The sequence below is a fragment of the Pseudomonas sp. MDT2-39-1 genome, assembly GCF_054898085.1.
Map to the genome: position 1 here is coordinate 1,428,442 of NZ_CM142716.1, position 12,520 is coordinate 1,440,961.

Below are 12,520 nucleotides of genomic sequence, written 5' to 3' on the forward strand. Positions count from 1 at the left end.
GAGGGGTCGTCAACCCCCAGATATAAATTTATTTAAATCAATGACTTCGCCCCGCTTTCAGGCGTGATTCAGGCTTTTGCGCCTCCTGACCTCTGGCGACTATATTCTGGCAACCACCAAGACGTTATAGTCCGCCGCTCTAGATGATGGCAATGTGATTCACGGTGGCCAGCATTTATATAAGTAGAACGACGGCCGATATAAAGACAGCCACAACCGATTCAACTCGTCGAGCGGCCCTATGCGCCCAAATGCCAAGCCACTACACTCGATCGCGAACCCTATAAAGAGGTCTTACCGGTGACACCACTCATGATCACCCTGCTAGTCGTAGCCGGGATCGCACTATTGATCGCCATTGGCTACATGAACCATGTGGTGGAAAACAATAAGCTGGAAAGGGTCCGTACCAAGGTTGAACTCAATGATCGCCTGCGTCGCTGCGGCGAAATCACCGAGACCTTCCCCGGTCAGCTGATGACACCTGGGCTGAAGCTGCTGTTGACCCGCCTGGAGCTCAACGTCTGTCAGCGTTTGCTCAACCTGGAAAAAACCAGTTCCAACCTCAGGGCGCGGATTACCGAACTGGAAGCGTTGGCCGCTCAAGGTGAATCGATCCCGGTCAACAACCCGCCGGCACCGATCCAGACCGAAGCCAAGGCCAAGGACGTGCGTTTCCTGCTCGAAGCCCTGCACGGCCAAATCACCCGTGCCGCACAGGACGGCTACCTGCCGACCAACGAAGCCAAGCGCTGGATCCGCGAAGTGCGCCACATTCTGGTCCTGCTGCACATCGAGTTCTTCAACAACCTCGGTCAGCACTGCCTGCAACAAAACCAGCCAGGCCAGGCCCGCCTCGCTTTCGAACGCGGTGTGCAATACCTGCGAAAACAACAGGAACCCCAGGTCTACGCCGAACAACTCGAATACCTGGAAAAACTCTTGGCGCGCGCCAACGCCATGGTGATGGACAACATCGCAGCGGTTGAAAGCGAAGCGAACCAACTGAACGCAGGCCTCAAAGACGTCGAGGCGGATGCGGACTGGAAGAAGAAAGTGATTTACGACTGATCAGAAGAATTAAAGAAGCCACCGGAACAGGTGGCTTTTTTTTGGATTGGATTTGGTGGGTGAGTACAACCGGGAAAGATAGGTCGAGTGAAAGGCCGCCTTCGCAGGCCAGCTCCCACAGGTTTTGGTGTACATCTGCAAGTGATTGGCCGGCTGTCAGGCCGCCATCGCGGGCAAGCCTCGCTCCTACAATTGGATCGGCGTACATCCGCTTCTCACCACTCAATAGGCCGAGCGTTAGCTCGCCTGCTTTTGATCTTGATCTACCCGCCCCTTTCGGTAGGCTGAGTGGAGGTGTTCATCCGGGGAGTGGCGCGCAGCGCCGTTCGACGCAGTCGAACACGCTGCATGTAGGTCGTCGCGAAGCAGACCGGAGGGCAGTGTCCCCGGATGGATACCGGAGCGAAGGTACGCCGAGCCCAGGCGAGGGGCCGGACGCTTGGGGCGAGCCTTTTTGGGTACTTTTTTGGCGCTTGAAAAAAGTGCCTCGCCGTAAGGGCGAAACCGCCAGCCGCCGTTACCGCAGGAATGGATATGTACACCTGAAAGAGACAGGTCGGCTATCAGGCCGCATCGCGAGCAGGCTCGCTCCTACAGTAGATCTGTGTACATATGCGGGAAAAAGATCAGAGCCGAAAGTGCCCGACCATCCCTTTCAACTCAACCCCCAACTGCGCCAGCTCAATACTCGACGCCGCGTTCCCCCGCATCGCCAACGAAGACTGATCCGCACTCGCCCGAATACTCGTCACACTGCGATTAATCTCCTCGGCCACCGAACTCTGCTCCTCAGCGGCGGCCGCAATCTGCTGATTCATCTGCTGAATCAACGACACCGCCGCCGCAATACTCCCCAGCGCACTCTCGGTCTGCAACGCGTCACTCACCGCCAACTTCACCAGCTCACCACTGTTCTGAATCTGCTGCACCGACGACTGCGCCGCCGAACGCAAGGCACTCACCAGACGCTCAATCTCCTCGGTCGATTGCTGAGTTCGCTTGGCCAGCGCCCGAACCTCATCCGCCACAACCGCAAAGCCCCTGCCCTGCTCGCCGGCCCGAGCCGCCTCAATCGCCGCATTGAGCGCCAACAGATTGGTTTGCTCGGCAACGCTCTTGATCACACTGAGCACCGTGCCAATGTTCTGGATTTCCGCGCTCAAGCTCTCGATGCTCGAACTGGCCGAAGTCGCCGAGTCCGCCAACTGCTCGATCCGCGCCATGCTCTGACGCACCACCTGCTGACCACTTTCAACCTTGCCATCCGCCGTTTGCGCAGCCTGCGCGGCTTCCTCCGCGTTACGCGCAACGTCGTGCACCGTCGCCGTCATCTGATTCATCGCCGTGGCGACCTGCTCGGTTTCTTCCTTCTGGCTACTGACTTCCAGGTTGGTCTGCTCAGTCACCGCCGACAACGATTGAGCCGAACTCGCCAACTGCTCGATACCGGCCTGCAAACCACTGACGATGGTGCTCAGCCCCGCGCCCATCTGCTGCATGGCCTGCATCAACTGGCCGATCTCGTCACGGCGCGTCACTTCCACCGTCGCACTCAAATCACCCGCAGCGATCTGCTGCGCCACACGAATCACACTGCGCAACGGCGCCACGATCAACCGGGTAATCACCCACGCCGCAATCAACCCGACCAGCAACGCCAGCGCCGAGGAGCCGATGATCAGCATCGAGTTCTTTTTCAACTCGGCCTGTATCGACTGGTCTTCGGCGACATAGGCCTGATCGACCCGCTCCACCACTTGCGCAGCACGCTGATGCAGTTGCTCATAGACGGTTTTTTCCTGGGCCAACAGACCGGTGTACTCGGTCAGTTTCTCGCTGAAACTGTTGATGTGCCCCGCCACTTCATTGAGGACAGTCTGATAGCCCTCATCCTTGACCGTGGTTTTCAACTGCTCAGCCTGAACCTGCGCCTGATCGGCCTGTTCGATTTTGCCCTGGCCTGCGCTGTCGTCGCCTTTGCGGCTCTGGTCCAGACGCACACGCGCTTCGTTCATGGCCTGCAGCATAAGCCGCGACACCTGGCTGACCTGATTGGCCTGCTCGATGAACTGCCCACCGTCCTTGCCCTCGGACTCTTTCAAGGTATAGGCGCCGTCATCGGCAAGCCCTGCTTGCAGGACATCAAGGTTGTTGGCCACGCTGGACACCGACCAACTGGCCATTTCCAGGGCCAGGTCCTTGGCCTGACTCAGCGAGACGAACTCGTCGAAGGCCTTGCGATAAGCCCCCAAGGACTGCTCGACGTCGTTCATCACCGGCACGTTGGCCGCTGATGCCGCCTTGAGCTGCGTCGCCAGGGCGATCAGGCCATCAACACCCTCGTGCAGCGCATCGACGGTTTTCGGGTTGCCGTGCAAGGCGTATTCCTGCTCAAGCAATCGCACCTTGAGTAAACCGTTATTGAGCGACGACATCTGCTTAAGCCCGTCGAAGCGATGACTGATGGTTTGCAGGGACCAAACGCCGATGGCTGCCACCAGGGCCGTCAGCAGCAGCACCAGTACAAACCCGACACCCATTTTTTTTGCCATACCGAGGTTGGCAAAACGTCCTTGCACGGCCGAAATCATTGCACTTAGTCCCCTGACATAGTCTGTTGACGCAGATTCGCAACGGGCATACGCCAGCACAAGTCTCTGGCGTCGGAATAATGGCAAAAAGCTACGCCCACGTCGTTTTCAGAACGCTTTAGGTCGATTCGCAGCGGTCGCCTGAAAAAATGCCCGGGCCCGAGGATCGCAGGCATAAGCCACGTTGATGCGCTGCCAGTCACTAACCTGGCCGTCAGGACTGAATGCCGTGGCGGAAGACAGCAGCACACCGAAGCGCCGGGCCTGTTTGCGCACCTGAGCGTAGTCGGACATCCGCGACCGCGCCCAAATGAACAGGCCGCCGGCCGGCTTGCCGAAAACCTCCCACTCGGCGTCTTCGAGCACTTGCAGGGCCGCCTCTCTGTCCGTGTTCAAACGCTGACGCTGACGCTGGACCAGTTTGCGGTACGCGCCGCTGGCCAACAGACACGTCAGCACCGATTCGCAGAACCGTGAGGCGCCCATGCTGCTGATCATCTTGACCTCGGCCAGTTGCGCAACTATCTCGTCACGGGCCACGACAAAGCCAACCCGCAATGAGCTGCTGAGGGTTTTCGAGTAGCTGCCGACGTAGATCACGTTGTCATCGATACCCAACGCAGCGAGGCGGGTGCCGGGGCCGCTGTGCAAATCCGCATAGACGTCATCTTCAATCACCAGCACGCCATGGGTTTTGGTCAGCTGCATAATCTGCTGCGCCACCACAGACGCCAGGCAGCTGCCCGTCGGGTTGTGGTAGAAGCTGTTGATGAACAGCGCTCGGGGTCCGTGCTTGAGCAACAGCGCTTCAAGCTGCGCCGTGTCGGGCCCACGCGGGGTACGCGGCACTTCGATCATCGTCACACCGTGCAGCCTGAGCAGGTCGAACAACAGTGGATAGCCCGGACTTTCCACCACCACGCAATCACCCGGTTTGAGCAAGGTGCGCACGATCAGGTCGAGCCCATGACTGGCACCTGCGGTGGTCAGAATACGGTTTTCGTCCACCTCGATACTGAGCTGTTTAAGGCGCTTGAGGATCTGCACACGCAGGGCTGGCAGGCCCCATGACGTGCTGTAGTTGAACATCCCGGCCATGTCGGTACGGCTGACCTGACGAATCGCGTAGCTCAGGTCGTCCGTTTCACGCCAGCTTTCGGGCAGTCCGCCACAGCCTAATAAAAGTTTGCCCGAGAGGTCGCCCTGCTTCACTTCCGCCCCTTCGAACCAGAGGCATTCCTGTTGCCCCTGAGCGGCCAGCGCCGGTGTGGCGACAATGAAACCGGCGCCATGCCGCGAAGCCAGCACGCCTTGAGTCACCAGGCGCTCACAGGCTTCGACGACGCTGGACTGACTGAGCAGATTGTCCCGCGCGATTTGCCGCGCAGAAGGTAAACGCGTCCCTGGCAGCACCTCGCTCTGACGGAGCCAGACGGCCAGCGCGTCGACGATTTGCTGTACGACCGGCACCAATGCCTGTCGATCGATTCTCAATTCCATGAGCAAGCAAACTCCTGTCCATTTGCGGGGAGCAGTTAATCACAGGTGCGCTTGATCGGATGTGCGACAACGCCGCCAAAACCCTCGGTTCTAACCATTTGAAACACACTTGTCCGGCTCTTTCACGGCGCCATGAAAAAGCCCTCACGTATGCGGGCTTTTTCCTACAGGGCAAACCTTGATTGTTCAGAACGCCGTGACACCACCGTCCACTGCCAGCGAGTGACCGGTCGTAAACGCCGCGCCATCGCTGCACAGATACAGCACCGCGCTGGCGATTTCCTCGACCTTGCCGATGCGGCCGACCGGGTGCATGGCGTTGGCGAACTCGCCCTTCTTCGGGTCCGCTTCATAGGCACGTCGGAACATGTCGGTGTCGATCACCGCCGGGCAGACCGCGTTCACGCGAATCTTTTTCTTGGCGTATTCGATTGCCGCCGACTTGGTCAGGCCAATCACCGCATGTTTCGACGCCGCGTAAATGCTCATCTTCGGCGCAGCACCGAGGCCCGCCACCGAAGCGGTGTTGACGATCGCGCCACCACCCTGGGCCAGCAGCAATGGCAGCTGGTACTTCATGCACAGCCAGACGCCTTTGACGTTAACGCCCATGATCGCGTCGAACTCATCGATCGTGCCTTCAGCCAGTTTGCCTTTCTCGATCTCGATGCCGGCGTTGTTGAAGGCATAGTCCAGACGGCCGTAGGTATTCACCACCTCATCCATCAGATTTTTTACATCGCTTTCCACCGTGACGTTGCAACGCACGAAGGTCGCTTCGCCGCCCGCCGTACGAATCAGTGCCACCGTGCCTTCGCCCCCAGCCGTGTCCATGTCGGCCACCACCACTTTCAACCCTTCAGCGGCGAATGCCTGGGCTGTCGCGCGGCCAATACCGTTGGCAGCGCCGGTCACAACAGCGACCTGGCCGGAAAACGTCATGCTCATTGTTATGTCCTCGAAGAGAAGGATGCGGGGGATCACGTGTTCGCAGTCTAGCCACAGGGGTGAGTGAGACGGCAGCACTATCAGAAGCCCGGTTGGGCGACCATGAGTTGCAGTGATAAAACTGCGGAACTGACTATCACTGCACTGGATCGATGTGCATTCGCCGCATCAGCCAAACTTGCGGCATCGGTCATGAAGGTCTATCAACAAAGCTTCATTCATCTTGAGTGCCAGTCATGACTACCCAGACCAATCGCCAGTTCCTGCTCGCCAAACGTCCGGTGGGCGCGGCAACCCGCGAGACCTTTACCTATCAAGAAGTGCCAGTCGGCGAACCGGCTGCGGGTCAGATCCTGGTCAAAAACGAATACCTGTCCCTGGACCCGGCCATGCGTGGTTGGATGAACGAGGGCAAGTCCTACATTCCGCCGGTCGGTATCGGCGAAGTCATGCGCGCATTGGGTGTAGGCAAAGTCGTTGCCTCGAACAATCCCGGGTTTGCGGTCGGGGACTATGTCAACGGTGCCTTGGGCGTACAGGATTATTTCATCGGCGAGCCACGAGGTTTCTACAAGGTCGATCCGAAACTGGCACCGCTGCCGCGTTACCTGTCAGCGTTGGGCATGACCGGGATGACGGCGTACTTCGCGCTGCTCGATGTCGGCGCCCCCAAGGAAGGTGACACCGTGGTGCTGTCCGGCGCGGCCGGTGCAGTGGGCAGCATTGCCGGGCAGATCGCCAAGATCAAAGGCTGCCGCGTGATCGGCATCGCGGGCGGCGCGGACAAGTGCAAGTTCCTGATCGACGAACTGGGGTTTGACGGCGTCATCGACTACAAGAACGAAGATGTGCATGCGGGCCTGAAGCGTGAATGCCCGAAAGGTGTCGACGTGTATTTCGATAACGTGGGCGGCGATATTCTCGACGCGGTTCTGGGTCGCCTGGCCATGAAGGCGCGGGTGGTGATTTGTGGCGCGATCAGCCAGTACAACAACAAGGAAGCGGTCAAAGGCCCGGCCAACTATTTGTCATTGCTGGTCAACCGTGCGCGAATGGAAGGCTTTGTTGTGATGGATTACGCCGCGCAGTTCGCCGCCGCCGGACAGGAAATGGCCGGGTGGATGGCCAAGGGGCAGCTCAAGAGCAAGGAAGACATTGTTGAAGGGCTGGAGACGTTCCCGGAGACGCTGATGAAATTGTTCAGCGGCGAGAATTTCGGGAAGTTGGTGTTGAAGGTATAAAAGCTTCGCGGGCAAGCCTCGCTCCTACAGGTACGGTGGTGCACTTGTAGGAGCGAGGCTTGCCCGCGAATGGTTTGAGCAGTCGCTGCTTAAGCCAGCTCGGCCACGACTGCTGCCAACGCCTTGGCCGGATCAGCCGCCTGGCTGATCGGACGACCAATCACCAGATAATCAGAACCGGCATCCAGCGCCTGACGCGGGGTCAGAATGCGGCGCTGATCGTCCTGCGCGCTGCCGGCCGGACGAATCCCCGGGGTCACCAGTTGCAGCGACGGGTGCGCCGATTTCAGGGCCTGGGCTTCGAGGGCCGAGCACACCAAACCGTCCATTCCGGCTTTTTCCGCCAGAGCGGCCAAGCGCAGCACCTGCTCTTGTGGCTCGATGTCCAGACCGATACCCGCCAGATCTTCACGCTCCATGCTGGTCAGCACAGTCACGCCGATCAACAGCGGCTTCGGACCGGTACGCTGATCGAGCACTTCACGGCAGGCGGCCATCATGCGCAAACCGCCGGAGCAGTGCACATTGACCATCCACACGCCCATTTCCGCCGCTGCCTTGACGGCCATGGCAGTGGTGTTCGGGATGTCGTGGAACTTGAGGTCCAGGAACACTTCGAAGCCCTTGTCCCGCAGGGTGCCGACGATTTCCGAGGCGCAGCTGGTGAACAGTTCCTTACCGACTTTGACCCGGCACAGCTTCGGGTCCAACTGGTCGGCCAGCTTCAGTGCGGCGTCACGGGTGGGAAAATCCAGGGCGACGATGATAGGAGTCTGGCAGACGGACATGAGCGGGCTCTCAGGCAGGACGAAATCGGCGCGCATTGTAGCGGAACCAGCGCCACTGCGGGACCCGATGATCGGTAAATCGTCCCGAAGGCTCAAGCAAGACTAGCCCTTGCGCCGATTGTGTCGAGTTCGATACACACACGACACGCCCACAACACCCTTCCTAGCTACCCTCGGCAGCCGCAACACGTCCTTACAGCACTTCCAGCCTGCGGGCTGGACGCCTATGCTGGAACCACAACCTCGCAGCCCATCTTTGTGGTTGGCAGCCTACCTGGCAGATGAACGCACGCATGCACAGCACCCCAGCACCTCTGAACGACGATCAAAAAGCGCCCGGTGACGACAAACGCTGGAGCATTCGCGCCCTGATCGTCGACGATGACGTCCCGATCCGCGAACTGATGATCGACTACCTGGCCCGGTTCAACATTCACGCCAGCGGCGTCACCGACGGCGCCGCCATGCGCCTTGCGCTGCAAGCGGAGCATTTCGACGTGGTGGTGCTCGACCTGATGCTGCCCGGCGAAGACGGTTTGTCGCTGTGTCGCTGGCTGCGCGCCGAATCGGACATTCCGATCCTGATGCTCACCGCGCGCTGCGAACCCACCGACCGGATCATCGGCCTGGAACTGGGTGCCGATGACTATATGGCCAAGCCCTTCGAGCCACGGGAATTGGTCGCGAGAATTCAGACCATTCTGCGTCGTGTGCGCGACGATCGCACCGAACAGCGTGCGAATATTCGCTTCGACAACTGGCGCCTGAACAGCGTGCTGCGCCAACTGATCGCCGCCGATGGCCTGGTGGTGCCGCTGTCCAACGCCGAATTCCGCCTGCTTTGGGTGTTCATCGAACGTCCGCGTCGGGTGCTCAGCCGCGAACAACTGCTGGACGCTGCCCGCGGTCGTTCGATTGAAGCGTTTGATCGCAGCATCGACCTGCTGGTCTCGCGCCTGCGCCAGAAACTCGGCGATGACCCGAAAGCCCCGCAATTGATCAAGACCGTTCGCGGTGAGGGTTATCTGTTCGACGCGAGAGACATCGGCTGATGCGGGCGCGCTTCGATACGCTGTTCGGCCGCCTGTTTGGCGTGCTGCTGCTGGCGATCATCCTCGCGCACCTGTTGGCGTTTGCCTGGTTTCACCATTACGGCCCACCACCGCCTCCACCGCCGCCGGCGTTTTCCGAAGGCATGGACAGGCAGCGCCCGCCGATGGACCCGCGCTTTGAAAACCGGCCGCCGCGGCCGTGGTTTGGTGGTCCCTTGGTACCGCTGACATTCCAGTTTGTCACGTTGATCATTGCCGCCTGGTACGGCGCTAAACTGTTGAGTCGGCCAATCCAGCGCCTGAGTGACGCCGCCGAACGCTTGAGCGAAAACCTCGACAGCGCGCCGCTGGACGAGTCCGGCCCACGGGAAGCACGGCAAGCGGCTTACACCTTCAATTTGATGCAGAAACGAATTATCGAGCAGGTGCAGCAGCGCTCGCGGATGCTCGGCGCGGTGTCCCACGACCTGCGCACGCCGCTCTCTCGCCTCAAGTTACGGCTGGAACAGATTGAAGACGACAACCTGCAGGGCCAGATGCGCCAGGACCTGGATGACATGATCAGCATGCTCGACGCCACCCTTACGTATTTGCACGAACAGCGCGCCAGCGAAGCCGGGCAATGGATGGATGTGCAAGCGCTGGTCGAATCCTTGAGCGAAAACGCCCAGGACCAGGGCGCCGATGTCCAGGCCAGCGGCCACTGCGCGCCGCTGCAAGTGCAGCCGATGGCCTTGCGCTCATGCATCAACAACCTGTTGGACAACGCCCTGCGCTATGCCGGGCAAGCGCTGATCACTCTCGAAGACAACCGCGAGCAACTGGTGATCCGCGTCATCGACCACGGCCCGGGGATTGCGGCGGACAAACGTGAAGCGGTGTTCGAGCCGTTCTTTCGGCTGGAAGGTTCGCGTAATCGCAACTCGGGGGGTGTCGGCCTGGGCATGACCATCGCTCGCGAAGCGGTGGAACGGCTGGGCGGGCAGTTGAGCCTGGAAGAAACGCCCGGGGGCGGTCTCACCGCCGTCATCCGCTTGCCCCGCACTTAAGTCACACACATCCCCTGTAGGAGCGAGCCTGCTCGCGAAAGCGGTCGATCATTCAACATTGATATCGACTGACCTACCGCTTTCGCGAGCAGGCTCACTCCTACAGGGTCGGGGTCTGGCCTGAGACTTGTGTACCACTCGGTACAAACCCCACACACCCACGACACCTTGCCCCCTGACGCTGCATAAGCCGGTGCACCCGCCGGTTTCCCATTCCAGGGAGTGAGTCCAATGATCGGTAGCGTCGGCAATTACACGAGCTATACCAGCACCAGCAGCACCACAACCAACAGCGCCTGCAGCCAGCAATTCCAGAAAGAACTGTTCGCCAAACTCGACAGCAACAGTGACGGCGCGGTGGATCAAGACGAGCTTAAAAGTGCCGTGTCGCAGAAAACCGACGACGGTCTTCTGGTCAGCCTGAGCAAAAATTTCGGCGACCTGGACAGCGACGACAGCGGCAGCCTGAGCAGCGAGGAAATGGCGGCGATGGCACCCCCTTCTCCGCCACCGCCGCATAACCTGGCACCTAACACAGAACTGGCTGATGCGCTGCTTAGCGCCCTGGACACCGACGGTGACGGTGCCATTAGCAGTGACGAACTGAGCACGGGCCTGACCAGCGCTGGCAGCAGTGCCGACAGCACAGAAATTTTCTCGGCCCTGGACAAGAACGAAGACGGCACCGTCAGCGAGGACGAACTCGCCGCCAGCCTCCCCCCCGCCGCCACAGCAGGTGTCCAGCGAAGAATTGTTCAGCCAGCTTGATGCGGACAGCGATGGCAGCGTGACCGCCACCGAATTGAGCAGCGCGTTGCAGGCCAGCAACAGCACTTCATCGACCAGCACCGACACCAGCGCCGCGTTGCTCAAAGTGCTGGACAGTGACAGCAGCGGCGGAGTCAGCAGCGATGAACTGAAAGCGGCGCTGCAAGCAGGTCGCGAGAAAACCAGTGACGAGTTCAACGTCAATGAAGCGTTGAACAAAATGATCGCCAATCTGACCAAGCAGTATTCGCTCGATAACGTGGCGACGGTGGGCCAATACCTGAACGTCGCAACCTAAATCAAAAGCTTCGCGGGCAAGCCTCGCTCCCACAGGTCATTTGCTCGACGCATCGTCCGCGCATATGACCTGTGGGAGCGAGGCTTGCTCGCGAAGAGGCCCTCAGCCCCACCGAAAATCTTAGGGCCGGCGATCGTCTACCCGCGCATGACTCTTGCTCCAGTCCGTCAACAGACTGTACGCAACCGCCAGCAACGTAGGCCCGATGAACAAGCCGATAAACCCAAACGCAATCAACCCGCCAAACACGCCCAGCAACACGATCACCAACGGCAAATTCCCGCCCCGGCTGATCAGGTACGGCTTAAGCACATTGTCGACGCCGCTGATAATGAACGTGCCCCAGCACCCGAGGAACACCGCCATCCCGTACTCGCCTTTCCAGGCCAGCCACGCGGTGGCCGGAATCCACACCAACGGTGGCCCCATCGGAATCAGGCTGAGCATGAAGGTCACGATGCCAAGCACCAGCGCCCCGGGCACCCCGGCAATCAAGAACCCGATCAACGCCAGAACCGCCTGCGCCGCCGCTGTGCCGATCACCCCGTTCACCACCCGCTGCACGGTCCCGGCCACGAGTTCGATGTAGTACCCGGCGCGATCACCGATCAAACGTTCCAGCAAGCCATGGACAAACGCCGCCAGCCGCGGCCCATCGCGATAAAAGAAGAATACAAAGACGATGCTCAATGTCAGCTCGAGAATGCCGCCGCCAATCTGCGCGCTGCGAGCCAGCAGCCAGTTGCCGACCTGCCCCAGATAAGGTTTGATCGCCACCATCATCGCCGCACCTTGCTGATCGATGCTGTTCCAGATCACGACCAACCGCTCGCCAACCAAAGGAACACCACCCAGCCAGGTCGGCGCTTCCGGCAAACCGTCCATCTGCACATCCTTGATGAACGCCGTGGCATCACGCACATGGTCCGCCAGGTTGAACCCAAGCCACACCAGCGGCACCGCCACCAATAACATCCAGCCGAGGGTCAGCAACGCCGCTGCCAGAGACTCCCGGCCGTTGAGCCAACGGGTCAGCAAACGCATCAGCGGCCAACTGGCAAACGCCAGCACTGCGCCCCAGAACAGCGCCGACCAGAACGGCGCCATCACCCAGAAGCTCGCGCCAAACAGCACCAGGAGCAGGATCTGCACCAACAGCCGATCGTTATTGGGCATGTGAAGTCTCGAAAGAATCAGTCAGAAAAAAATAGGCG

At 59.9% G+C, this 12,520-nt stretch carries 9 protein-coding genes and 2 pseudogenes; 5 read left to right on the plus strand and 6 right to left on the minus strand.

Going from position 1 to position 12,520, the window contains the following annotated elements; translation table 11 throughout:
• Positions 1 to 300: 300 nt before the first annotated feature.
• Positions 301 to 1,071, plus strand: a complete 771-nt coding sequence (locus ACYZTM_RS07070; RefSeq protein ID WP_461987841.1) for a hypothetical protein — start codon at positions 301 to 303, stop codon at positions 1,069 to 1,071.
• A 626-nt stretch (positions 1,072 to 1,697) separates the two neighbouring features.
• On the opposite strand, the gene ACYZTM_RS07075 is transcribed toward ACYZTM_RS07070, so the two are convergent.
• From ACYZTM_RS07075 to ACYZTM_RS07090, 4 genes and pseudogenes are all read right to left on the minus strand, one after another.
• Positions 1,698 to 2,579, minus strand: a complete 882-nt coding sequence (locus ACYZTM_RS07075; protein ID WP_370655173.1) for a methyl-accepting chemotaxis protein — start codon at positions 2,577 to 2,579, stop codon at positions 1,698 to 1,700.
• Positions 2,559 to 3,662, minus strand: a pseudogene (locus tag ACYZTM_RS07080) (HAMP domain-containing protein); the annotation flags it as partial. The pseudogene ACYZTM_RS07080 and the gene ACYZTM_RS07075, both read right to left, overlap by 21 nt.
• 108 nt (positions 3,663 to 3,770) lie before the next feature.
• On the minus strand, positions 3,771 to 5,162 hold the full coding sequence (locus ACYZTM_RS07085) for an aminotransferase-like domain-containing protein (protein WP_131063510.1): 1,392 nt from the start codon (positions 5,160 to 5,162) through the stop codon (positions 3,771 to 3,773).
• Positions 5,163 to 5,348: 186 nt separating this feature from the next.
• Entirely contained in the window at positions 5,349 to 6,110 is a 762-nt protein-coding gene (locus ACYZTM_RS07090; RefSeq protein WP_131063511.1) for an SDR family oxidoreductase, read from the minus strand.
• A 236-nt stretch (positions 6,111 to 6,346) separates the two neighbouring features.
• Between ACYZTM_RS07090 and ACYZTM_RS07095 the strand changes: the two genes are divergently transcribed.
• Positions 6,347 to 7,351, plus strand: a complete 1,005-nt coding sequence (locus tag ACYZTM_RS07095) for an NADP-dependent oxidoreductase (protein ID WP_131063512.1) — start codon at positions 6,347 to 6,349, stop codon at positions 7,349 to 7,351.
• Between the two features lie 89 nt (positions 7,352 to 7,440).
• Here the strand turns inward: ACYZTM_RS07095 and pyrF are convergent, their stop codons facing one another.
• The gene (pyrF, locus tag ACYZTM_RS07100) at positions 7,441 to 8,139 is read right to left on the minus strand and encodes an orotidine-5'-phosphate decarboxylase (RefSeq protein ID WP_027924005.1); all 699 of its coding nucleotides are present in this window, start codon (positions 8,137 to 8,139) and stop codon (positions 7,441 to 7,443) included.
• A 293-nt stretch (positions 8,140 to 8,432) separates the two neighbouring features.
• Here pyrF and ACYZTM_RS07105 point away from each other — a divergent pair, with 293 nt between their 5' ends.
• The 3 genes and pseudogenes from ACYZTM_RS07105 (at position 8,433) to xopAW (ending at position 11,306) form a co-directional block, all read left to right on the plus strand.
• Positions 8,433 to 9,191, plus strand: a complete 759-nt coding sequence (locus ACYZTM_RS07105) for a response regulator (RefSeq protein ID WP_090186861.1) — start codon at positions 8,433 to 8,435, stop codon at positions 9,189 to 9,191.
• Complete coding sequence (locus ACYZTM_RS07110) at positions 9,191 to 10,240, plus strand: sensor histidine kinase (RefSeq protein WP_461987844.1); 1,050 nt, start codon at positions 9,191 to 9,193, stop codon at positions 10,238 to 10,240. The genes ACYZTM_RS07105 and ACYZTM_RS07110 overlap by 1 nt, the downstream gene beginning before the upstream one ends.
• 231 nt (positions 10,241 to 10,471) lie before the next feature.
• Positions 10,472 to 11,306 (plus strand): annotated as a pseudogene (xopAW, locus tag ACYZTM_RS07115) (XopAW family type III secretion system calcium-binding effector).
• A 120-nt stretch (positions 11,307 to 11,426) separates the two neighbouring features.
• On the opposite strand, the gene ACYZTM_RS07120 reads toward xopAW, so the two are convergent.
• On the minus strand, positions 11,427 to 12,482 hold the full coding sequence (locus ACYZTM_RS07120; protein WP_131063367.1) for an AI-2E family transporter: 1,056 nt from the start codon (positions 12,480 to 12,482) through the stop codon (positions 11,427 to 11,429).
• Positions 12,483 to 12,520 lie beyond the last annotated feature (38 nt).

Bases quoted from the DNA above. Each gene is read 5' to 3' on its own strand.
- ACYZTM_RS07075 (WP_370655173.1), bottom strand. From the start codon at position 2,579: ATGCAGGCCATGCAGCAGATGGGCGCGGGGCTGAGCACCATCGTCAGT.
- ACYZTM_RS07085 (WP_131063510.1), bottom strand. From the start codon at position 5,162: ATGGAATTGAGAATCGATCGACAGGCATTGGTGCCGGTCGTACAGCAA.
- ACYZTM_RS07090 (WP_131063511.1), bottom strand. From the start codon at position 6,110: ATGAGCATGACGTTTTCCGGCCAGGTCGCTGTTGTGACCGGCGCTGCC.
- ACYZTM_RS07095 (WP_131063512.1), top strand. From the start codon at position 6,347: ATGACTACCCAGACCAATCGCCAGTTCCTGCTCGCCAAACGTCCGGTG.
- pyrF (WP_027924005.1), bottom strand. From the start codon at position 8,139: ATGTCCGTCTGCCAGACTCCTATCATCGTCGCCCTGGATTTTCCCACC.
- ACYZTM_RS07105 (WP_090186861.1), top strand. From the start codon at position 8,433: ATGCACAGCACCCCAGCACCTCTGAACGACGATCAAAAAGCGCCCGGT.
- ACYZTM_RS07110 (WP_461987844.1), top strand. From the start codon at position 9,191: ATGCGGGCGCGCTTCGATACGCTGTTCGGCCGCCTGTTTGGCGTGCTG.
- ACYZTM_RS07120 (WP_131063367.1), bottom strand. From the start codon at position 12,482: ATGCCCAATAACGATCGGCTGTTGGTGCAGATCCTGCTCCTGGTGCTG.